Origin of the sequence: Nonlabens sp., from assembly GCF_051251825.1 — a bacterium.
GTDB lineage: Bacteria > Bacteroidota > Bacteroidia > Flavobacteriales > Flavobacteriaceae > Nonlabens.
This window is the reverse complement of the sequence record NZ_JBPOGG010000002.1, coordinates 369,718-391,081: the sequence shown is the minus strand read 5'-3', so window position 1 is coordinate 391,081 and position 21,364 is coordinate 369,718. Positions and strand designations below refer to the sequence as shown.

Sequence of the window (21,364 nt, the reverse complement as noted above, 5' to 3'; positions counted from 1 at the left end):
AATTAGTTTACAGTATCGCTCGTTTGAATAGAGCGGTAAGCACCTATATCCACATTAGGAACGTTTGCTCCATACTGTGCGTTAATTCCGTCTATGATAGCATTTGCTGTTAAAGCATATCCACGTGGTGTAGGGTGAACTCCATCAAGAGAAAAAGCACCACCACTAGCATAAGTAGAAGTAAGAACTCCACCGTTAAAAGAAACGCCACCATTTGCTACTTGTGCAAGAGCTGCTTTAGCATCAATAAACGCTAGTCCATTTGCACCAGCAAGAGCTTCTAGAGTTGCATTATATGAAGCTTGAGCTGCACTAATTAAAGCTTGCTCAGTCGCTGTTAATACGTTCTGATCTTCAAGTGGTACAGATACTCCTCTTATTAATTGAGGATTTCCACCTACTGTCGTACCTATAACCGTTGCACTAGTAAAAGTGATGAGATCAGTATCATTAGTTTGTCTCAAGCTAGGAAGTCCTAATCCAGATAAATCTGTAAGATCTTCATCTTCCATCAACATGTAGTTCTGCCCAGCAACGAAATTAATGGTTCTTAATGCAGCCTCAGCAGGAGTAATTAATCCAGCGCCAGCAGCTACTTGTAAACCACCATTATACTGTTGTATAGTAGGATTTGCCATTACAGCTCCAGCAGTTGCAGCATCAAGTGGGATTGCATTTGAAGGTACAGTTGTGAAGAAAGGAATTGAAGTAACATCAGCGATGTTAATTAAAGCTCCTTTTGCTCCGTTTGCTGTTAATGCAGTTACATATCCAGAAACTACACTTGCAAATACGTTAGGGTCTGTAATGTCATTACTACCATAGGTTGCAGGATTAAGGTTTCCAGTTTGATCAACACCTACACCACCAGAAGTAGCAAAAGACAGCACATCATTGTTTCCTATCCATAAGGTAAAGAAACTAGGGTTAGCTGCAGCAGCATCTGCTATTACTGTAGAAGTTCCACTAGTTGCAAAACGCACATAATAAGGATTTGCTTGACCTAGTGCTACTCCAGCGATGTTACCATATCCAGGAGCTCCTAAATGAAAACTCTTTGCACCAGGAACACCATAGTTATTTAACTTTCCAGTTACTGTATTAGTAATATCAGTAGTTGGAGCTTGACCTGTATATACAGCAGGTCCTGCAGGAGCACCCATTCCGTCAGATGCTAATACGAATCTGTTAGGTAAAATTTGAACTCCAGCAGCAAGTAATCCACCAGCATTATCATTTACAAGTGGTTGAATAAATTCGCCACCACCTGCGTTTTCCATTTGTCCAGCGATTATCGCTGGAAAAGATTGTAATTGAGCGTCTAGGTAAAGAGCACCATCTGCATAACCAGATGTTAATGAATTACCTACTGCTACGTAATTTGAAAAATCTGCTTCACCTGAAGAAAATGCTCCAGCTTCGTCAATAGGGTTTTCAAACTCTACATCACAACTTACTATTGCAGCTGCTGCAATAAAAAGTCCTATATATTTTAAATTAAATTTTTTCATCATTGTTGTTTTATTACATGCTATATGTTACTCCTATTCCAGGAATAAGCGCTTGTGATTTATATGTTCCGCCAAAACTTGAAGGAGTCGTTGATCCTGGATCTGTAAAGAAATCATATGATTCATTTATTTCTTTAAATCTTAAGTAAAGGAAAGATGCATCAATCGCAAGTTTAGAATTAACTTGGTAAGAAAGTCCAAAAGTGTATCCTATAGAATCGTTACGTGGAGTCTCTGGAGCAAAATATCCAGATTGTACAGGAGATTCATCATAATACCATCCAGCTCTTACCGTTAAATTATCTGTAGCCATGTATTGAGCACCTAATCTCCAAGTTGAAGAGTCCTTATAGTTTCTAGGGTTGATAGAAGTAGAACCGTTTTCAAAAACTAAATCTAAACTTTCATATTCACTCCATAGAGCACGATTGTAGTCAAACGCAAGTAATAGCTTGTCATTAAATTTATAACTAAGACCTACAGTAATTTCTGCTGGTAAAGGAAGAGTTGCTGTAAATCCAGTATCACCATTATCAGGTGTTAAACTAGAGTTAGGGAAATTTGTAAATGTTGCAGTTCCTTCAGTACTTTCTATATCAATAAGAGAGCGGTAGTTAAATCCTAAAGAAAAACGATCATTAGGTGTAAACATTAAACCAGCAGTCCATCCATAAGCAAGAACTCCTGAGTCTTCAATAGCAACGTTAGAACGTTCACCTTGTTCATTTGTTAAAGAACGACCTGCGTTTCTATTAAAAGAAACTCCACCTATAGCGATGATCGGTCCTCCACCTATACTTACACTATCAAATAATTGATAAGCAACAGTAGGTTGAATAAAAATAGCGCTTAACTCAATTTCATTTACTAAATGAGAACCAGCCCAGTTTGTATCCCAAGTTACATTACTACCAAAAGGTGTGTAAATCCCAAGACCAACAGCAAGTTTTTCATTGATTTTATAAGTTCCATAGGCATAAACAGGAGTTCCAGTCGGACTATCTGTTTCGGCACTAGTTCCAAATTCTGAGTTTTGGTAAGCTACGCTTGATATTACACCGAATCCACCAGCACTAAAATTTAATTTATTTTCTAAGTGGACGATCCCGGCAGGATTGAAAAAGAGAATATCAGCGCTATTAACTACGGCAACACCAGTGTGTCCCATTGCTAACTGTCTATTACTCTGTGTACTTACACGATATCCACCAGCATAAGCCATTGTAGAAATCAAAAGAAGCACTGCTAAAGCTTTTAATTTGTTCATAATCAGTTTGTTATTAAAAAATTGGGGTTTAATTGATTCAAATTTAATATTTTAAACCAGTTACGCAAGCGTTTTCGTAATTATTATGCTTGCATAGTATTTATTCTTCAAGAAATTTAGTAACGGTTTTATAGAATAATTCAGGTTGTTCGGCATGTAACCAGTGTCCAGCATTAGGGATTGTTTTTAAGTCCGCTTTCGCGAAAGCGTGCTCAATAATAACTAAATCGTTATCGTTAATATAACCCGAGTTGCCACCTCTTACAAATAGTGTAGGAATTTGGATTTGCTCATGGATAGCATCTTGAAAACCAATCATTTTCTGGCTATTTCCCAGTACGTCTAGGTTAAATCTCCAGCCAAATCGTTTCTTATCGACACGATACAAACTCTTTAAAAGAAACTGTCGTGTCCCAAAGTCAGGAATGCGCAATGCGAGCTGCTCATCTGCTTGACTACGATTAGTAATGGTGTCAAAATCCAAAGATTTTAATCCATTTATGATATCACTGTGGTGAGGTGCATATTCTTTAGGAGCGATGTCTGCAATGACTAATCTCTCGATGAGATGAGGGAAATCTGCGGCTACTTTCATAGCTACTTTTCCACCCATAGAATGACCTAGTAGGTAGATGTTCTCTAAATGGTGCTCAGTGCAATAATCTTTAATGTCTTGAGCGAGTAATTCATAACTGAACTCTTCACTATGTAAACTGCGACCATGATTTCGCTGGTCGATGAGGTGCACTTGATAGCCGTTTTCACTCCAGTGCTTTCCCAGCGTTTTCCAATTATCGGCCATGCCTAGAAAACCGTGAAGTATCACAAACGGTTTTCCTTCTCCTAATATGATTGAATGTAACATCTAGTCGGTAAGTCTTGCTTTATACATATTCACTACATTTTCTAGTCCCATATATAGACTTTCAGAAATAAGCGCGTGTCCTATAGAAACTTCTAGCAATCCAGGTACTTGATCTTTAAAATACCTCATGTTTTCTAGAGATAAATCGTGCCCAGCATTTATTCCTAGTCCTAGCTCGATAGCTTTTTTTGCAGCTATTATATAAGGAGCAACGGCAGCTTCTTTATTTGTAGGATAACCATGGGCATATGCTTCGGTATAGAGTTCTATGCGATCTACACCAGTTTTTGCAGCGCCTTCTACCATTTGAGGTGTAGGATCTACAAAAATGCTCGTTCTTATTCCTTGATCTTTAAAGTGTTTTACGATTTTAGTAAGATATGCCTCATGTTTGATCGTGTCCCATCCAGCGTTTGAAGTAATCGCATCTACAGCATCTGGAACTAGAGTTACTTGTGCTGGTTGTACTTCATCTACCAGCGCGATAAACTTCTCGTTAGGGTTACCTTCTATATTAAGTTCTGTTTGAATGACTTTTTTAAGGTCACGAGCATCTTGATACTTGATGTGTCTTTCATCTGGTCGTGGATGAATAGTAATACCTTGCGCGCCAAAACGTTCTATGTCTAATGAACACTGAATCAAGTCTGGCACATTTCCACCACGAGCGTTACGCAAAGTGGCGATTTTATTAACATTTACACTAAGTGCTGTCATAAGATTTTATTGAGATTCAAAAATACAAAGGAATCATCGCAACGAGTAATCACAGAAATGTTTAATTTGCATAAAAAGCGCTTTTAATGAATATTCATCAATACATTATTAATGACGTTAAACCACTTCAGGTGACTGATGCGGTTACCGTATCGCAAAATATATTCTCACAATTGACTTATTCTCATCTTCCCGTAATGGAAAATGAGGTGTACATAGGATGCGTTTCTGAAAATGATGCGCATTGTTTTGAGTCTGGTTGTACTTTAAAAGATGTTAAGTATGCACTAGACACTTTCTTTGTAAAAAAAGACACACATTGGCTGGACGTACTTGAGGCATTTGCACAGCATGATTGTAATGTGATGCCAGTTCTAGATATAGATAATAAGTATCTAGGCTATTATGAGCTCAAGGATATTCTACAGCTATTTAATGACTCTCCATTTTTATATGAATCTGGAGCTGTGATTGTTCTTGAAAAAGGAACTACAGATTATAGTTTTAGTGAAATCACACAGATTGTAGAGTCAAACGATTCTAATTTATATGGTTGTTTTATAAGTAATTATAGAGATCACTTAACACAAATTACGATTAAAGTGAGTCCTGAAAATGTGAATCAAATTCTTCAAACTTTTAGAAGATACAGCTATGAAGTAGTAAGCGCGGCCGAGGAAGATTCATATCTCGATAATCTAAAAGAACGCAGTGATTATCTCAATAAATATCTGAACATATAATGAAGAAAATTGCAATTTATGGTCAGTACCTGCAAGAGGATAGCCTGGAAACAGTTCAAGAAGTGCTGGATCAACTTGCTGCACATTCTTGTGACGTCTTCATTGAAAAAGATTATGAAAAACTCATTAATGGTCAGGTAGACTTAACTCATGCGCAGTCGTTTGAAAATCTCGATGCTTCATTTGATTTAATGATAAGTATAGGTGGTGATGGAACGATTTTAAGAGCTGTTTCCTATATAGGTAAGCTTAATATTCCTGTGATGGGAATAAACACTGGACGATTAGGTTTTTTAGCAACGCTACAATCTGAGGAATTAGAGCTAGCTTTTGATTTATTATTTAAAGGGAAATATCGATTAAGTAAGCGCAGCTTAGTTACAGCAGTGTCAAATCATCCTACAAACCACCTTGCGCCAGATAACTTTGCTCTTAACGAGGTAACGGTGAGTCGCATGAACACAACCAGTATGATACAAATAGAAACCCATCTTAATGGAGAACTGTTAACATCTTACTGGGCAGACGGATTAATAGTCTCTACACCTACAGGATCTACTGGATATAGTCTAAGTTGTGGTGGACCAGTTATCTCACCAGACACTGAGGCGCTAGTAATTACACCTATTGCTCCACATAATCTAAATGCAAGACCACTTGTGATTCCAGACGATACTGTAATTACTGTTAAGGTTATGGGTAGAGAAAATGAATTTCTTGCCTCGTTAGATAATCGCATTGCTTCCTATCCAGATGAGACAGAATTAACACTCCGTAAGGCAGATTTTACCATAGATCTCATAGAATTAGAACACGTGAGTTTTATAAAAACGATCCGTCACAAACTACTTTGGGGAGAAGATAAGCGCAACTAAACAATAATTTTAAAGAAACCTTGTTTTACTTAACGCACAATCGTGCGTGTTTACTCCTGTTGGGTAAGCAGAATTGTTATATTTGCACGTTTTAAAATTTTCATGCGGTTAGTATTTATTATTAGTATCTTTTTTTGTTTCGCTTTCGCGAAAGCGCAAACCTATGAGTTAGGAGTATTTGCCGGCGGTAGCAATATCGTAGGTGATGTGGGAAGCACTAAGTTTATAGACCCTTTAGACTTAACAGCTGGTGTTATTTTTAAATGGAATAGAAGTGATCGCCACAGTTTTAGAGGTTCCATATTATTTTCTAATATGGTAGGTGATGATAATGATAGCGATGATGTTTCTCGTGATTTAAGAGGTTATAAGTATAATTACAACCTTATTGAAGCAAGTGTAGGGATAGAATATAACTTTTGGGAATGGGAACTTTACACTGGAAAGCAGCATATAGTTCCATATCTATATACAGGTTTAACAGGTTTTCAATATGAAGCCTTTAGACTTGATCAAGTTGCAAATCAGTTAGTAGAAGATGATACCGCAAGAGGAATTGCAGTGCCATTTATACTAGGAATTAAATCAAATATTGCTCCTAAGTTAGTTCTAGGAGTTGAAGTAGGAGTAAGATATACTTTCACAGATAACCTGGATGGAAGTAACAATGAGGATTTTTCAAATGGAAGTTTTGGAAATATTAACAATAATGATTGGTATGTTTTCTCTGGTGTGACGTTAACGTATGCATTCGGTAGGAAGCCATGTTATTGTAATTTTTAAAAATGGAAGCAAACGTATTACATAACCAGAATATTCCACAGCACATTGCTGTGATTATGGATGGTAATGGGCGCTGGGCAAAGAAGCAAGGCCTTATGCGTGTACGTGGTCATGAAAAAGGTGCAAAAGCAGTACGAGAAACTGTTGAGACTTGTGCAGAGCTAGGTGTTAAACACCTGACTCTTTATGCATTTAGTACAGAGAACTGGAAACGTCCTAGAATGGAAGTAGAAACTTTAATGAGGTTACTAGTATCTAGTCTTAAAAAAGAACTTCCTACATTACAGAATAATAATATTTCGCTTAAAGCGGTAGGTAGTTTAGAATTACTACCTAAAACAGCGCAAAAGGAACTTCAAGAAGTAATTACTGCAACACAGGATAATACTCACATGAATTTAACTCTAGCATTGAGTTATGGTTCACGTGAAGAATTAATAACAGTAATTAAAAATGTTGCCACTAAAGTTAAAGATGGTGATATAGAAGTAGAGAATATAAATGAAGACACAATTAATAGCTTGTTATATACCAACTACATGCCTGATGTGGATTTATTAATAAGAACAAGTGGAGAGCAACGTATAAGTAACTTTTTGTTATGGCAAATCGCTTATGCTGAGCTTTATTTTACAGAGGTGCTTTGGCCTGATTTCAGGAAAGAGCATCTTATTGAAGCATTGAGAAATTATCAAGACCGAGAACGTAGATTCGGTAAAACGAGTGAACAATTATAGAATGATGACAAGAAAGCTAGCACACTCGCTACTTATAGTAGTGGTATTTTTATTAAGTACTGCTATGAAGGCACAACAGGCAGATACGCCTATAGGAAACGCCACAAAATATAAATTAGGAGAGATTACCGTTACTGGTAGTCAAACTTATAATGAAAATACTGTAATCGCTTTTACCGGTTTGCGTAAAGGAGATGAAATCTATGTTCCTGGACAGCGATTGAGCGATGTGGTAAAGAAGTTATGGGACTTGAAACTCTTCAGTGATATTAGATTTTATAAAACAAGTGTAGTTCCAGATCCTGATGGAGGATCTATGGAGCTTATTAATCTTGAATTAAACATTGTTGAGGTTCCTAATCTTAATAACGTCGATATTACCGGAATTAAAGAAGGTAAAGCAAAAGATCTTAGAGAAGAATTAAAACTTACTGGTGGTCGTAAAGCGACTGAAAATTTGGTAACTAACACACGTAACTTTGTAGAAAATAAGTACAAAGAAAAAGGATTCTTGTATGCTGATGCTTTAGTAAGAATAAGAGAAGTTGAAGACACAGCTGCACAGAGTACAAATCGTGTGGATATGAAAATCGACATCGATAAAGGTGAAAAAGTGAAAATAGATGCTATCACTTTTACAGGAAATGAGCTCATTGAAGATAAAAAGCTGCGCAAGGCTATGAGAAATACAAAGCAGCGCAACGTTTTCAGAATATTAAAGCGCTCTAAGTATGTGGAAGAGAAGTATCAAGAAGATTTAAGTTCTGTACTCGATGCTTATAAAGAAAAAGGTTTTAGAGATGCACGTATTATAGGTGATACGTTAATTAAAAATAATGATAAAAGAATCTCATTAGACATTGAAGTAGAAGAAGGAAGAAAGTATTACTTCGGTAATATTGACTTTGTTGGAAATACCGTTTATACAGACGAGCAACTGAGACGCATTCTTAAAGTTGATAAAGGCGATGTATATAATGGTGTTGCTTTTTATGACCGCATCAGTAATCCACAAGATCCAGACTCTGATGATATTTCAAATCAGTATCAAAACAACGGTTACCTATTCTCATCTGTAAACGCGGTAGAAACTCGTGTTTATAATGACACGATAGACTTTGAAGTACGTATAGTAGAAGGTGAAGAAGCTTTCTTTAATAACATCACAGTTACTGGAAACACTAGAACAAATGATCACGTAATCTACAGAGTATTACAAACTACACCAGGAGAAAGATATTCAAGACAAAAAATTATCAATTCTATACGTGAATTAGGTCAGTTAGGATTCTTTAATCCAGAGACTATTAATCCACAACTTAAAAATGTAAGCCAGCAAGAAGGTACTGTTGACGTTGAGTATGAGCTTGAAGAAGCTGGCGCTAGCCAGATTGAACTACAAGGTGGTTATGGTGGTGGTGGATTTGTAGGAACGCTAGGATTGCGTTTTAACAACTTCTCATTACGTAATTTATTTAATGGAGAAGCATACCAGCCAGTTCCTATGGGAGATGGACAAACGCTAGCTATACGAGCGCAAGCGAGTACTATTTTTAGAACCTACAGCTTGAACTTTACAGAGCCATGGTTAGGTGGTAAAAAGCCAGTTTCTCTAAATGTATCATTGTCGCATAGTGAGCAATTCCGTGTGAACCAGCGTAATTTTAGAGAGGTAGATCGCAGCCAGCGATTCTACATCACTGGAGCAACAGTAGGATTTGCTAAACGTCTAGAGTGGCCAGATAATTATTTCCAATTCTCTCAAGCCTTATCTTATCAACGTTATACAGTACGTAACTATCAGTCGGCTTTATTTGATTTTGATACTGGATATGCAAATAATCTAGCTTATACCGTTGGTTTGAGTAGGAATAATGTAGGTGTAAACCCTATTTTCCCAACTTATGGATCATCATTTTCTATAACGGCAAAACTTACTCCACCATACTCATTATTTAATGGTGTAGATTATGCTAATCTAGGTGATCAAGAAGAATTCCAGAGCAATGGAGTTGCAGATCAAGAGAAAATAGATAGAGAACGATTAAAATTCCTTGAATTCTATAAAGTTAAATTTCAAGGTACGTGGTACACAAGATTATATGATAAATTGGTATTACAAACTAATACGGAATTTGGTTTCTTAGGAGCTTATAATCAAGATCGAGGAGTAGTGCCATTTGAGCGTTTCTTTGTAGGTGGTGATGGATTAGGTGCATTTTCTTTAGATGGTCGTGATATAATCAGAATGCGTGGTTATGATAACTCTTCTTTAACTAGAAATGCAGACGGTGATACCGTATATAACAAATTCTCGTTTGAATTAAGATACCCTATTTCACTAGAGCAAGCAGCATCTATTTATGTACTCTCATTTGCTGAGGCTGCTGGTAGTTATGGTAATTTTAGAGATTATAACCCATTTGAGGTACAGCGATCTGCAGGAGCAGGATTGCGTATATTTATGCCAGCATTTGGATTATTAGGAATTGATTTTGGATACGGATTTGATAAAGTACCATCAGCATTGAGCAATGACCCAAGTGGATGGAATGTTCACTTTATTATTGGGCAACAATTCTAGAATGGCACGATATTTTCTATAAACACTTTGAGCTTATGAAAAATAAGATTTTTATTATCAGTATAATGGCCTTTATGTGTTTCGCTTTCGCGGAAGCGCAAACCACAAGAGGTATAAGAGTAGGATTCATTGATATGGATTACATTCTAGAGAATGTGCCTGAGTTTCAAAAGGCAGTCCAGCAACTCGAGCAGAAGATGGATAAATGGAAGCAAGAGATTGATGGCATGAATCTAGAAGTAAAACAAATGAAAGACGCTTTACAAAACGAGCGTGTTTTACTTACTAATGAGCTCATTGAAGAAAAGGAAGAAGACATTAAAATTAAAGAAGAAGAGTTGCTGGCTTACCAGACTAAACGATTCGGAGCGCAAGGAGATTTTGTTCTACAAAAAGAACAATTGATTCAACCGGTTCAAGATCAAGTTTTTAATGAAATACGTAAAATAGGTAGTCTTAAAAAATACGATTACATACTCGACAGTTCAGAAGCTGCGATGTTATATAATGCAGAGCGTCACGATTTAAGTGACCAGGTTTTAAAAGCAATAGGTAGAACTGCTAAGGTGGATTCTAGAAATAGAGGAGACAAGAAGGAACCTACTAAGGAAGAGATTAAAGAGCAAGAGAAAGAAGAACGTTACCTGTCTGTTGAAGAAGCAGAAGGCGTAGAGGAAAAAGAAGAAGCAAGAGAAACTCTTATCAATGATAGAGAAAAGGCACGATTAGAAAAACTAAGAATTAGAGATTCTATTAAAGTAGCAAGAGCAGAGCAATTTCAAAAGCGTAGAGACAGCATCATAAGTGCTAGAGAAAGAAAGAAGGATAGTATTTTAAAAGCAAGAGCAGCAAAGAAGAAAGCAAATCAAAAATAGTCATAGAGTTATAGATAATGGTCTGAGAACTCTATATTTGCAGCCCGATTCATAAAAATTAAAGCAAAACAATAATTAATAAATAGAAAATGAAACAAGTAAAAACACTTATAACAGCAGTAGTAGTGATGTTCCTAACTATAGGAATGAATACAGCTGACGCACAAGCAACAGCGAGTAAAGTATGTCACGTAGCTTCTCAAGAACTTGTAGAGCAATTGCCACAAGCAAAAGCTGCAGACAAGCAATTAAGAGATCTTGCAAAAACTTATGAGGCAACTCTAGGTGAAATGGATAAAGAATTACAATCTAAAGCTGAGCAATTAAAAAGCCTTGCCGAAACACGTAGCGATGAAGAAAATCAACGTGCTTACCAAGAGCTTATGGCTGGACAAAAGAAACTAGAAGAGTACTACCAAAGTTCTCAACAAGCAATGGGTCAAAAAAGAACAGATCTTTTAAAGCCTTTATACAAAAAAGTACGTGAAGCAATTCAAAAAGTAGCACGTGCAAAAGGTTTTGACTACGTTCTTGATTCAACTACAGGTACAGGAGTAATCCTTGCTGACGGTTATGACATCACTCCAGACGTAAAGAAAGAATTAGGTATCACTCAGTAATTATTGAGTTACACATATCAAAACCGCTTAGATGTTCTAAGCGGTTTTTTTGTGTCTTTTTGTTATTAGATTTTTGGTTTTAAAGCAATTGGATTGCCTGGTCGAGCGGAGCCGAGACCTCAAAAGTAATTCTTTAAAGTTCAGTTGGGTTCGCTATGATTAGCTTATTAGTATTTTAAAGAATAGTATCTTTATCTCATGAGTAATAAGCAACCTATAGGTTTTTTTGATAGTGGAGTAGGCGGAACTTCTGTATGGAAAGAAGTAGTGCAACTCTTACCTCATGAGAATACTATTTATCTAGCAGATAGTGCTCATGCGCCTTATGGACGCAAGCCTAAAGAAGAAATCACACAACTATGCATTAAGAATACAGAATACCTACTTAGTCGTGGTTGTAAACTTATTGCTGTTCCATGTAATACAGCTACTACTAATAGTATAGCATATCTAAGAGAACACTATGATGTTCCTTTCATAGGGATAGAACCAGCTATTAAACCTGCGGCGTTAAATAGCAAGACCGGGAAAATAGGAATTCTAGCAACTCAAGGAACGCTTACCAGTGAACTATTCAATAAAACTCAAAAAGCCTTTACTAAAGACGTAAATACTATAGAAATTGTAGGTACGGGAATCGTAGAACTTATAGAAGCTGGAAAAAAAGATGCTGAAGAAATGCGAGACTTACTCGTAGGAATTACAGAGCCTTTTATGATTTCTGGAATAGACTATCTCGTATTGGGCTGTAGTCATTATCCATATATAAAAGATATGCTTCAAGAGCTATTGCCTAGTAAAGTTAAAATCATCGATAGCGGTGCTGCCGTAGCTCGGCAAACCTTACATATTTTGAAGGAATTCAACTTATTAAATGCCCAAAAAGAAATGGGTTCTCACGAATTATATTCAAATCATAATCCAAAAGTTCTAGATGTTCTTACCCAAGAAATTGACAGCCGTAAGGTGAGTTACTTAGATTTTTAAATAAGCTACAATCAAGCTAATTATTAACTAAAAAATTTAAACAATTCTAGTTTACGACTAGGACTTACTGGTAACTCCACTTCTCCTAACATCACACTACCACCTTTTCCTTTTCTGTATGCAGTGACATGAGAGGCGTTAATCAAGTGTGATTTGTGAATCCTACAAAACCCTTTTTCAGATAACATATCGTCAAAATGTTTCAAGGTTTTAGAAACTAATTTTTGTGAGTTGGCGAGATAAACATTCGTATAATTATCGTCGGCAGTGCAGTAGATGATATCCTTTACTGGGATGACTTCAAAACCTTCTTGAGTAGGAATAGTGATTTTATCATGTAATTGAGAACCATCTTGCTCTTTTACAGATAAACCTACATGAACTTCTTCTTCACGTTCCTTAATACTTTTTACAATGTCTACCGCTTTAATAAGCTCATCTATCTCGATAGGTTTTAAGAGATAATAAGCGGCCTGTTGATTCAGCGCCTCTTTTGCATACTGATCATAAGCTGTTACAAATATGGTTTCAAAATCGCGATTCCCTAGTTTATCCAGCAGGTCAAACGCTGTCCCATAAGGCATTTCCACATCTAGAAATAGTAAATCTATGTCTGTTTTGCGTAGTAATTGTAGCGCTTCATCTACATTAGTAGCTTCTCCTATAACAGTGACGTTAGGGCAGTATTTTGATAAATATTTTTTAAGAATCTCTCTAGAGATTTGCTCGTCTTCTACGATTATGGCTTTTAAATTCATGAGCGGTATGTTAACTTGGGACATTCATTTTTACGACAACTTCAGTACCTATATCTGGAGATAAATGAGCGTCATTTACAGTCATTTCTATGTGACAATCGTGTAATTCATTGAGTAGTGCGAGCCTGTTTTCCACATTGCCTAGACCTTTACTTTCACGTTTCTTTTGGTGATCTGTCTTGAGATCCTCGGACTTAGCTCTTCCAATTCCGTTGTCTGTAATGGTTACCAGGATTTCATTTCCTGCTTTCGCGAAAGCTACTTTCAAAAAGCCTTTCTCATCCTTATATCTCAATCCATGCCACACAGCATTTTCAATGATAGGTTGCAGTAACATAGGCGGCACTTGTAACGCAGTTCCTTCTAGTAATGGGTCGATGATGAGTTCATAATCAAACTTGTCCTTAAAACGCTCGTGCTCGAGTTTAAGGTAAAGCCCTAGTAATTCTGTTTCCTTAGAAAGAGGAATAAAATCCAGCTCAGAATTTTCAAGAACACTGCGCATGAGTTTAGAAAAATCTGCCAGGTACTTATTTGCCGCACGCTCATCATTCATAGCGATATAGCTATTTACAGAGTTAAGTGCATTAAATATAAAATGAGGATTCATTTGACTACGCAATGATTTAAGCGCTAGCAGTCGATTGTTAATGCGCTGCTGCTGGTTATTGCGCCACATAAAATAGGCGAGCGTGATCAATAATAAAGTAAGCGCAGCAAGAGAGTAAATAATCCAGCGCTGGCGATTGTTAACTTGTTGCGTTAACTCACGCTCTGTGTTAACGAGTGCCATTCTGTTTTCAGTGAGTTCACGATCTTTTTCTAGGGTAAGAATGCGCGTCTGTCTATTGAGTAGGTCTTGAGCTTTGCGAGTATTTACTGCAATCTCTTGTTCTTTTTGCGCATATAAAAGATCAACGGTCTCGATATAAATCTCGTTATACTTGAGGGATTTTGAATTGTTGCCGTTTTCACGATAGAGTTTTGCAAGATTGCGAGCAGCTTCCTTTTTAGTGTCTAGATCTTCATTTGTGCTAGCTTCATTAAAACTACTTTCATAAGACTCAATAGCTTCGGCAAATTTATTAGTGGCCTTATAAGCCTCGGCGATTTTAAGTTGCTCTTTTTGTTTAGAATAAGGAGCAGTGTTTGAAACTGGTGCCATAATGCCAGCACTTACCTCTTCAGCCATAATTTCATCAGCGAGTTCCATATCATCGCTCGCGGCTTCGGCTTCAATTTTAAAACTAGAATTTTCTACATCTTTTGCTTTATCTATAAGTGCAATGTTACTTCTACGCAATGCGATTTCCTTTTCATATTGCTGGTTGCTATTATAGAAATCGGCGGTTGCTGATTGTGTTGCTACGTTACTGATAACGCTGTTGTTTTTAGATTCATTAATAGCGTCATTGTAATAGGAATCTGCAGTTGCGATTTGACCAGTTTGATTGTACGCATTTGCTATGTTTGTGTTGAGAACAGGAGTTAATGATGTTAAATTATGATCCTGCGCTACCTTTAAAGCCATTTTAAAGTACTTAAGTGACTCAACAGCATTATTAGTTTTTTGATAAGCATTTCCTAAAGTAGTGTAAGCTTTAATCACTTGTTGATGAGTCAAACCTAAAGTTGTTGAGGTTCCACTAGATGACTTAGTTTTTTTTAAGGTTTTATTTCTTGAAGTATTATTTGTTGAAAAAATGGCCTCAAGTGTCTTGATCGCTTCTTGATAATTTCCGTTGCTCTGTAGAGATTCTGCTAGTTTAAGTTGACGTTGTGGAGTGTCTTGGGATTTTATCGCGGCTTTAAAATTAGTAATTGCTAGGTCTGCTTGCTTATTAAATAGATATAGATCACCTAGTTTTTCATATGCTCTTGCTTCTTTTGCAGCTGTTAATCCACGTGGATTATTTGATAGTGCGGCGATGAGGAAATCGGCTGTTTTCTGAGCGTCTTTTTTAAGATAAACCTGAGCGCTATCGAGCAGCGTTTCATAGCTCAAGGATTTCAATTGATTTTTTTGAGATGCATCATTTACAACTTGAATCTCAATATCATCATTGCTTTTAATTTTATAATAAACGGTTTCAAAATCTGATCTTCTTATAATGATTTCATCACCCAAGTTTGCAGGGATTTTAAAGTACCCTTGAATATCAGTCGTGGCATAACGTCCCATAGGGCCTTCTATGTTCACGCCCGACACCGGTTCACGCTTGTCAGTAATCACGCGTCCTTCTAGCACCATAGTAGTACTCTCGCTAGATTTACGTGATTCATTGCTTTGCGCCACAACTGCTGTTGCGCCACTTATAAATAGTACGATAAATAGAATTATTGCTCTCATTTCGGTTGTAAACTTAGGCATTAAAAGTTAGATAGATTCAAGCACCATGCCGTTTATGAGCGGTTTAGGGTTGGTTTTATACGCTTTTGCAAAAGCGTACTCAACAGAACATCCCATTCACTCAATCATATAGGTCATTCACTCATTTAAGATATTTCTCATTGTACTATCCCAGTAGTTTTGATAAAAAATCTAACGAAATGAAAATCATCACCACCACTTTTTTATTCCTTACTGCGCTCAGTTTAAATGCACAGCATCTAGGGAATTTTAATAACCAGGCCTCTCAAATGGAAATCTCGAGAGCAAATATCGCTACTGCAGATATGGGAAATGCTAAGGTTATGAATTATAGGCCAGCATCTTTTGGCCATGTGCAGTTACAACCTTCAAATATTCTCACCTTGAACCTGCGTAGTCTTTATAATGTAGAGGCAACAGATTATACAGCGGTTTTTAATATCAATCAAGTAGGAGAAACGGCAGACGAGACCACACAGCTGATGAGTGATAAAATTAATGCGATTAAAGCAGCACTGAGAGCAAAGGGTTTTAATGGTCAGTTTGCGATTGATATGATATCCTTTGTGCCACAATATGAGATTGAGGTCACAAAAAAGCTGTTCAGTAAAACTTATACTGAAGTTCCCGTAGGCTTTGAGCTCCAGCAAAACCTGTTGATTTCTTACCGTGATGATGCAGATTTTGAAAAAATTCTATCGGCTTGTGCCAGTGCAGAGGTTTATAATCTTGTTAAAGTAGATTACTACGTAAAGAACCTTGAAGCAATTTATGCCGATTTACAAACCAAGTTACTAGCTGAGGTAAAGAAGAAGAAAGAATACTACACGGCACTCGGTTTTGATATGCAAACCTATGACGTCCACATGGCCGATGCTAAGTATTACCACATGCCTAAAGATCATTATAAAAGTTATGTGGCCGCAAACAATATAAGTATGGACGCTTTAAAACAAAAGAAAGGCGTGACACGTATTAAAAAACCGATCTCTTATTACTATGATCCTATTCCTCATGCAGGATACGACATTGTGGTAAACGCTGCGATTACTAAACCAGTGATTCAACTAGGAATGAACCTGACGTTAAGATATGTTCCTAAGCCTAAAGAACCAGCAGCACCAGTAGCACCAGTGAAAGAACCTAAGCCTAAAGTGTACGTCGTGTCGCCTAATGGCCCAATCGATATCAAACAATTACCTAATTCTTAAAAACAATTCTTATGAAAACGTTTAAAAGTATAGTACTCGCAAGTCTATTGATTTCTTTTATCTCATGTAAAGGAGAAAATAATAAATCAGTCGTTGAAGAAAATAGTCCTGAGATGGCAATAGTCAATCCTAAACCTGTTGCTCCAGCTAAACCAGCCACTATACAAATTGCCTTATTACTCGACACGAGTAATAGTATGGATGGATTAATAGACCAAGCCAAAACACAATTGTGGAATCTCATTAACAAAATGTCTTACGCACATTGTAATGAAGTACAGGCAAATCTTGAAATCGCTTTGTACGAGTATGGAAATTCTTCACTTGCACAACAAGATAATTATTTGAGACAAGTGGTGCCTTTTTCTACAGACCTAGATAACATCAGTAAAGAATTATTTGCACTAAACACAAAAGGTGGTGATGAGTATTGTGGTGCTGTTATAAGTCATGCGACTAATCATCTTGAATGGCGTGATGGTAATCAAGATTTGAAAATGATTTTTATTGCTGGAAATGAATCTTTTCTTCAAGGAAAAACCTCAGCAGATTTTGCAATGGGTGAAGCAGCGCAAAAGGATATAACAGTAAACACTATTTTTTGTGGAGATCTGCAATCTGGTATCTCTTTGAAATGGAAAGATGGTGCTTTAATGGGAAAAGGAGAATATACCGTTATCAATCAAAATCAAGCAACACACTACGTTTCTACACCGTATGATCAGCAAATTCTAGATTTAAACACTCAATTAAATACTACTTATGTCGCTTATGGAAGTCAAGGTTCTTTTAAAAGTTCACAACAAATGTCTAATGATGCCGAGTTAGAAAGCGTTTCTATTGCAGCAAACGTGAATCGTAGCGTTGTAAAATCTAAAAGTGTTTATAATAATGCCAGCTGGGATTTAATAGACGCTGCAGATGATGAAGAAATGCTTGAAGATTTAATCGTGGCAAATAAGAAAACGCTTTCACCTGAATTAAAGGAAAAAAGTGTTGAGGAAATCAAACAAATTACTTTGGCCAAAAAGGAAGAGCGAGCAAAAGTTCAAAAGTCCATCTTACAACTTAATGAACAAAGAGAAGTTTATATTAAGGAACAAGGAGCTGGAGAAAATGAACTAGAAAGCGCTATGGTAAATGCGGTAAAAAAGAAAGCGGTAGCTAAGAATTACACTTGGAAGTAATATAATTGATTTGATTACGCTTTCGCGAAAGCGTGATTAAAAGAATTTAAAGGAGACGCCTACTATTTCTTATTTTCAGGAATAGGCTACAAAAAGCTGTTGAAAAAAGCTGTTTGTTTTGGGGTAGCAAGCGGTAACAGAATCGTATTTTTGAGATTCACTTTTAAGAATACGATTTGGCAGCAAAGGCTAAGAAAGTCACTCCATTAATGCAACAATACAACAGGATAAAAACTAAATATCCTGATGCGTTGTTGCTTTTTCGCGTTGGAGATTTTTATGAAACCTTTGGAGAAGATGCTATTAAAACAGCACGTATTCTAAATATAGTCTTGACGAGTAGGAATAACGGTGGTGATGCGATAGAACTTGCTGGTTTTCCACATCACTCGATGAATACTTATTTACCTAAACTAGTAAAAGCTGGTGAGCGTGTTGCTATTTGTGATCAGTTAGAAGATCCTAAACAGACTAAAACGATTGTAAAAAGAGGTGTTACAGAATTAATTACGCCTGGAGTTGCTTTAAATGACGAAGTATTGCAATCTAAGAGCAATAATTTTCTAGCTTCTTTAACGGTTAATCGCAATGTTTATGGAGTATCGTTTTTAGATATTTCTACTGGAGAGTTTTTGGTGAGTCAAGGTTCTCGTGAAGAAATCGATAAATTACTTCAAAACTTTAATCCAAGTGAAGTTCTTATTAATCGTAAGGATAAAACAGCTTTAAAAGAAGATTTCCCTTATGACTTACCTTACTTCTTTTTAGAAGATTGGGTATTTCAAATCGATTTTGCACGTGAATCATTATTGAAACACTTTAAAGTGAATTCATTAAAAGGATTCGGGATTGAAAAACTAGAAGAATCCATTACCGCTGCTGGAGCTATATTACATTATCTAGAAGAAACACAGCACGATAAAGTAGGTCATATTGCAGGAATTTCCAGAATAGCAGACGAGGATTATGTCTGGATGGATCGATTCACTGTGCGTAATCTTGAATTATATCAAGCACTCAGTGCTGGAGCTGTTACTTTAATAGATGTCATCGATCAAACGGCAACTGCCATGGGTGGTCGCATGTTGAAAAGATGGCTGGCGTTTCCATTAAAGAATAAAGAGCAAATTGAGAAACGACATGATATTGTCGAGTTTTTCACACAGTCACCGGAGATTCTAAATGCAATCAAGCTAGAGTTTAAACGCATGAGCGATTTAGAACGTTTAGTTTCTAAAGTTGCCGTCGGGAAAATATGCCCACGGGAAGTGGTACAACTCAAAAATAGTCTTGAGGCCATTATTCCTGTAAAAGAACAAGCCGAAAAGTCTGAAAATAAGGCATTACAAGTGCTCGGAGAAAACTTAAATGCTTGCACACATTTGATTCAGTTCATTAAAGAGTCTGTAGATGAAGAGGCGCCAGTTAATATTCTTAAAGGTAGAACTATCGCAGCAGGTTATAATTCAGAACTAGATGAGTTAAGAGGTCTTGCAAATAGTGGTAAGGACTGCTTAGATAAAATGCTCGCAAGACATACTGAAGAAACTGGTATTACAAGTTTGAAAATAGCCAGTAATAACGTCTTTGGATATTACATAGAAGTAAGAAATACACATAAAGATAAGGTTCCCGAAGAATGGATCAGAAAACAAACTTTAGTAAATGCAGAGCGTTATATTACTGAGGAACTTAAAGAATATGAATCAAAAATTCTAGGTGCAGAGGAACGTATTAATGCGTTGCAACAAGAACTTTTTGATAAAGTGATTCAAGAAATCACACCATATATAAAAGCCATTCAGAATAATTCTCAGCTCATAGGGCAGTTGGATTGTTTAATATCTTTTGCAGCACATGCCGTGGCTAGTAATTACACTAGACCAGAATTACTAGATGGAGATGCCCTTGATATTAAAGGAGGACGTCATCCAGTTATTGAAAAAATGCTTCCTGCAGACCGACCTTATATACCTAACGATGTTACTTTAGATAGAGAACAACAGCAAATCATTATGATAACTGGTCCAAACATGAGTGGTAAGTCGGCTATTTTGAGACAAACGGCACTTATAGTTCTGCTTGCTCAAATGGGAAGTTTTGTTCCAGCGACCAAGGTTCAAATGGGAATCGTCGATAAGATTTTTACTAGAGTAGGAGCGAGCGATAATATTTCACAAGGCGAATCTACTTTCATGACTGAGATGAATGAGAGTGCAAGTATATTGAATAACATCAGTAAAAGCAGTCTAGTATTACTGGATGAAATAGGAAGAGGAACCAGTACTTATGATGGAATTTCAATTGCGTGGGCAATCACAGAGTATTTACACGAGCATCCTTATCAGCCTAAAACTTTATTTGCAACGCATTATCATGAATTAAATGAGATGACAGAACTCTTCAATCGTATTAAGAATTATAATGTTGAGGTAAAGGAGTTGAAAGATAAAGTGCTTTTTATGCGCAAATTGATTCCTGGAGGAAGTCATCACAGCTTTGGAATTCATGTGGCAAAAATGGCAGGAATGCCACAACAAGTTATTAAAAAGGCCAATAAAATTTTAAAACGACTGGAAAAGTCTCATCAGCAAGAAGATTCTAAAAAAGTTTTACAGGATACTCAGGAAGAGGAAATGCAGTTAAGTTTCTTTAATTTAGACGATCCTTTATTGCAAAACATTAAGGAAGAGATTCTTATGGTGGATATCAACACACTTACTCCAGTTGAAGCCTTGATGAAATTGAATGAAATAAAAAAAATGTTGCAAGGAAAATAATTAATAAGTGATAATTTTAATTGAAACGCTTTGCGGATAACGGAAAGTTGTTAAATTTGCAATCCGTAATTGAAAAAGAGCGAATTGCGAAAGTAGCTCAGGGGTAGAGCATCACCTTGCCAAGGTGGAGGTCGCGGGTTCAAATCCCGTCTTTCGCTCAAAGAAGTTAAAAATGGCTTCTTTACTACCAAGCTCGAGTGGTGGAATTGGTAGACACGTTGGACTTAAAATCCAATGGGTAGTAATGCCCGTACGGGTTCAAGTCCCGTCTCGAGTACTAAGAGGTTATCTAGAAATAGGTAGCCTCTTTTTCATTTATAGTAATCTTAGCAACGAAATAAAGGGACGTAGTGTTTACTGCCGCACTTGATGCGGTGCCCGTCTCGAGTACTAAGAGGTTATCTAGAAATAGGTAGCCTCTTTTTCATTTAAGAAAGTTTCAGCGAGCGTATAAGTAACAATATGCTTTTTATAAGTAGGATCTATATATTGA

At 36.7% G+C, this 21,364-nt stretch carries 17 protein-coding genes and 2 tRNA genes; 13 read left to right on the top strand and 6 right to left on the bottom strand.

The window, feature by feature from the left end; all coding sequences use genetic code 11:
- Window positions 1-2: 2 nt before the first annotated feature.
- The 4 genes from ACSHWW_RS04095 to ACSHWW_RS04080 all read right to left on the bottom strand — a co-directional run bounded on the left by ACSHWW_RS04095 (window position 3) and on the right by ACSHWW_RS04080 (window position 4,360).
- Window positions 3-1,511 carry a G-D-S-L family lipolytic protein gene (locus tag ACSHWW_RS04095; protein WP_435681140.1) on the bottom strand — a complete coding sequence of 503 codons (1,509 nt, stop codon included), beginning with the start codon at window positions 1,509-1,511 and terminating at the stop codon, window positions 3-5.
- A gap of 13 nt (window positions 1,512-1,524) precedes the next feature.
- Window positions 1,525-2,778: an OmpP1/FadL family transporter gene (locus tag ACSHWW_RS04090; protein WP_435681139.1), complete on the bottom strand. Its 1,254-nt coding sequence runs from the start codon at window positions 2,776-2,778 to the stop codon at window positions 1,525-1,527.
- 100 nt (window positions 2,779-2,878) lie between these two features.
- Complete coding sequence (locus ACSHWW_RS04085; protein WP_435681138.1) at window positions 2,879-3,643, bottom strand: alpha/beta fold hydrolase; 765 nt, start codon at window positions 3,641-3,643, stop codon at window positions 2,879-2,881.
- Window positions 3,644-4,360: a pyridoxine 5'-phosphate synthase gene (locus tag ACSHWW_RS04080; RefSeq protein ID WP_435681137.1), complete on the bottom strand. Its 717-nt coding sequence runs from the start codon at window positions 4,358-4,360 to the stop codon at window positions 3,644-3,646.
- Window positions 4,361-4,446: 86 nt separating this feature from the next.
- Between ACSHWW_RS04080 and ACSHWW_RS04075 the strand changes: the two genes are divergently transcribed.
- The 8 genes from ACSHWW_RS04075 (at window position 4,447) to murI (ending at window position 12,564) form a co-directional block, all read left to right on the top strand.
- Complete coding sequence (locus ACSHWW_RS04075; RefSeq protein WP_435681136.1) at window positions 4,447-5,103, top strand: CBS domain-containing protein; 657 nt, start codon at window positions 4,447-4,449, stop codon at window positions 5,101-5,103.
- A complete protein-coding gene (locus tag ACSHWW_RS04070; protein WP_435681135.1) occupies window positions 5,103-5,978 on the top strand; it encodes an NAD kinase in 876 nt (291 codons plus the stop codon). Before ACSHWW_RS04075 ends, ACSHWW_RS04070 begins: the two co-directional genes overlap by 1 nt.
- A gap of 102 nt (window positions 5,979-6,080) precedes the next feature.
- Window positions 6,081-6,761 carry a DUF6089 family protein gene (locus ACSHWW_RS04065; protein WP_435681134.1) on the top strand — a complete coding sequence of 227 codons (681 nt, stop codon included), beginning with the start codon at window positions 6,081-6,083 and terminating at the stop codon, window positions 6,759-6,761.
- A gap of 2 nt (window positions 6,762-6,763) precedes the next feature.
- Entirely contained in the window at window positions 6,764-7,498 is a 735-nt protein-coding gene (locus ACSHWW_RS04060; RefSeq protein ID WP_435681133.1) for an isoprenyl transferase, read from the top strand.
- Window positions 7,499-7,502: 4 nt separating this feature from the next.
- On the top strand, window positions 7,503-10,082 hold the full coding sequence (gene bamA / locus ACSHWW_RS04055; protein WP_435681321.1) for an outer membrane protein assembly factor BamA: 2,580 nt from the start codon (window positions 7,503-7,505) through the stop codon (window positions 10,080-10,082).
- A gap of 35 nt (window positions 10,083-10,117) precedes the next feature.
- Window positions 10,118-10,957, top strand: a complete 840-nt coding sequence (locus ACSHWW_RS04050; protein ID WP_435681132.1) for an OmpH family outer membrane protein — start codon at window positions 10,118-10,120, stop codon at window positions 10,955-10,957.
- An 89-nt stretch (window positions 10,958-11,046) separates the two neighbouring features.
- Window positions 11,047-11,577, top strand: a complete 531-nt coding sequence (locus ACSHWW_RS04045; protein ID WP_435681131.1) for an OmpH family outer membrane protein — start codon at window positions 11,047-11,049, stop codon at window positions 11,575-11,577.
- A gap of 198 nt (window positions 11,578-11,775) precedes the next feature.
- A complete protein-coding gene (gene murI, locus ACSHWW_RS04040; protein WP_435681130.1) occupies window positions 11,776-12,564 on the top strand; it encodes a glutamate racemase in 789 nt (262 codons plus the stop codon).
- A gap of 23 nt (window positions 12,565-12,587) precedes the next feature.
- Here murI and ACSHWW_RS04035 read toward each other — a convergent pair whose 3' ends face one another.
- Both ACSHWW_RS04035 and ACSHWW_RS04030 read right to left on the bottom strand, forming a co-directional pair.
- Window positions 12,588-13,322 carry a LytR/AlgR family response regulator transcription factor gene (locus ACSHWW_RS04035; protein ID WP_435681320.1) on the bottom strand — a complete coding sequence of 245 codons (735 nt, stop codon included), beginning with the start codon at window positions 13,320-13,322 and terminating at the stop codon, window positions 12,588-12,590.
- A gap of 10 nt (window positions 13,323-13,332) precedes the next feature.
- Window positions 13,333-15,693, bottom strand: a complete 2,361-nt coding sequence (locus ACSHWW_RS04030) for a tetratricopeptide repeat-containing sensor histidine kinase (protein ID WP_435681129.1) — start codon at window positions 15,691-15,693, stop codon at window positions 13,333-13,335.
- 179 nt (window positions 15,694-15,872) lie between these two features.
- Here ACSHWW_RS04030 and ACSHWW_RS04025 point away from each other — a divergent pair, with 179 nt between their 5' ends.
- From ACSHWW_RS04025 to ACSHWW_RS04005, 5 genes are all read left to right on the top strand, one after another.
- Window positions 15,873-16,904, top strand: a complete 1,032-nt coding sequence (locus ACSHWW_RS04025; RefSeq protein ID WP_435681128.1) for an SIMPL domain-containing protein — start codon at window positions 15,873-15,875, stop codon at window positions 16,902-16,904.
- Between the two features lie 11 nt (window positions 16,905-16,915).
- The gene (locus ACSHWW_RS04020) at window positions 16,916-18,091 is read left to right on the top strand and encodes a vWA domain-containing protein (protein WP_435681127.1); all 1,176 of its coding nucleotides are present in this window, start codon (window positions 16,916-16,918) and stop codon (window positions 18,089-18,091) included.
- A gap of 176 nt (window positions 18,092-18,267) precedes the next feature.
- A complete protein-coding gene (gene mutS / locus ACSHWW_RS04015; protein WP_435681126.1) occupies window positions 18,268-20,871 on the top strand; it encodes a DNA mismatch repair protein MutS in 2,604 nt (867 codons plus the stop codon).
- An 86-nt stretch (window positions 20,872-20,957) separates the two neighbouring features.
- A tRNA-Gly gene (locus tag ACSHWW_RS04010) sits at window positions 20,958-21,029 on the top strand.
- A 33-nt stretch (window positions 21,030-21,062) separates the two neighbouring features.
- A tRNA-Leu gene (locus ACSHWW_RS04005) sits at window positions 21,063-21,148 on the top strand.
- Window positions 21,149-21,364: the final 216 nt, after the last annotated feature.

Coding starts and splice junctions, on each gene's coding strand:
- ACSHWW_RS04065 (WP_435681134.1), top strand. CDS start 6,081: ATGCGGTTAGTATTTATTATTAGTATCTTTTTTTGTTTCGCTTTCGCG.
- ACSHWW_RS04020 (WP_435681127.1), top strand. CDS start 16,916: ATGAAAACGTTTAAAAGTATAGTACTCGCAAGTCTATTGATTTCTTTT.
- ACSHWW_RS04050 (WP_435681132.1), top strand. CDS start 10,118: ATGAAAAATAAGATTTTTATTATCAGTATAATGGCCTTTATGTGTTTC.
- ACSHWW_RS04075 (WP_435681136.1), top strand. CDS start 4,447: ATGAATATTCATCAATACATTATTAATGACGTTAAACCACTTCAGGTG.
- murI (WP_435681130.1), top strand. CDS start 11,776: ATGAGTAATAAGCAACCTATAGGTTTTTTTGATAGTGGAGTAGGCGGA.
- ACSHWW_RS04025 (WP_435681128.1), top strand. CDS start 15,873: ATGAAAATCATCACCACCACTTTTTTATTCCTTACTGCGCTCAGTTTA.
- ACSHWW_RS04030 (WP_435681129.1), bottom strand. CDS start 15,693: ATGCCTAAGTTTACAACCGAAATGAGAGCAATAATTCTATTTATCGTA.
- ACSHWW_RS04085 (WP_435681138.1), bottom strand. CDS start 3,643: ATGTTACATTCAATCATATTAGGAGAAGGAAAACCGTTTGTGATACTT.
- ACSHWW_RS04035 (WP_435681320.1), bottom strand. CDS start 13,322: ATGAATTTAAAAGCCATAATCGTAGAAGACGAGCAAATCTCTAGAGAG.
- ACSHWW_RS04060 (WP_435681133.1), top strand. CDS start 6,764: ATGGAAGCAAACGTATTACATAACCAGAATATTCCACAGCACATTGCT.
- ACSHWW_RS04045 (WP_435681131.1), top strand. CDS start 11,047: ATGAAACAAGTAAAAACACTTATAACAGCAGTAGTAGTGATGTTCCTA.
- bamA (WP_435681321.1), top strand. CDS start 7,503: ATGACAAGAAAGCTAGCACACTCGCTACTTATAGTAGTGGTATTTTTA.
- ACSHWW_RS04095 (WP_435681140.1), bottom strand. CDS start 1,511: ATGAAAAAATTTAATTTAAAATATATAGGACTTTTTATTGCAGCAGCT.
- ACSHWW_RS04080 (WP_435681137.1), bottom strand. CDS start 4,360: ATGACAGCACTTAGTGTAAATGTTAATAAAATCGCCACTTTGCGTAAC.
- ACSHWW_RS04090 (WP_435681139.1), bottom strand. CDS start 2,778: ATGAACAAATTAAAAGCTTTAGCAGTGCTTCTTTTGATTTCTACAATG.
- ACSHWW_RS04070 (WP_435681135.1), top strand. CDS start 5,103: ATGAAGAAAATTGCAATTTATGGTCAGTACCTGCAAGAGGATAGCCTG.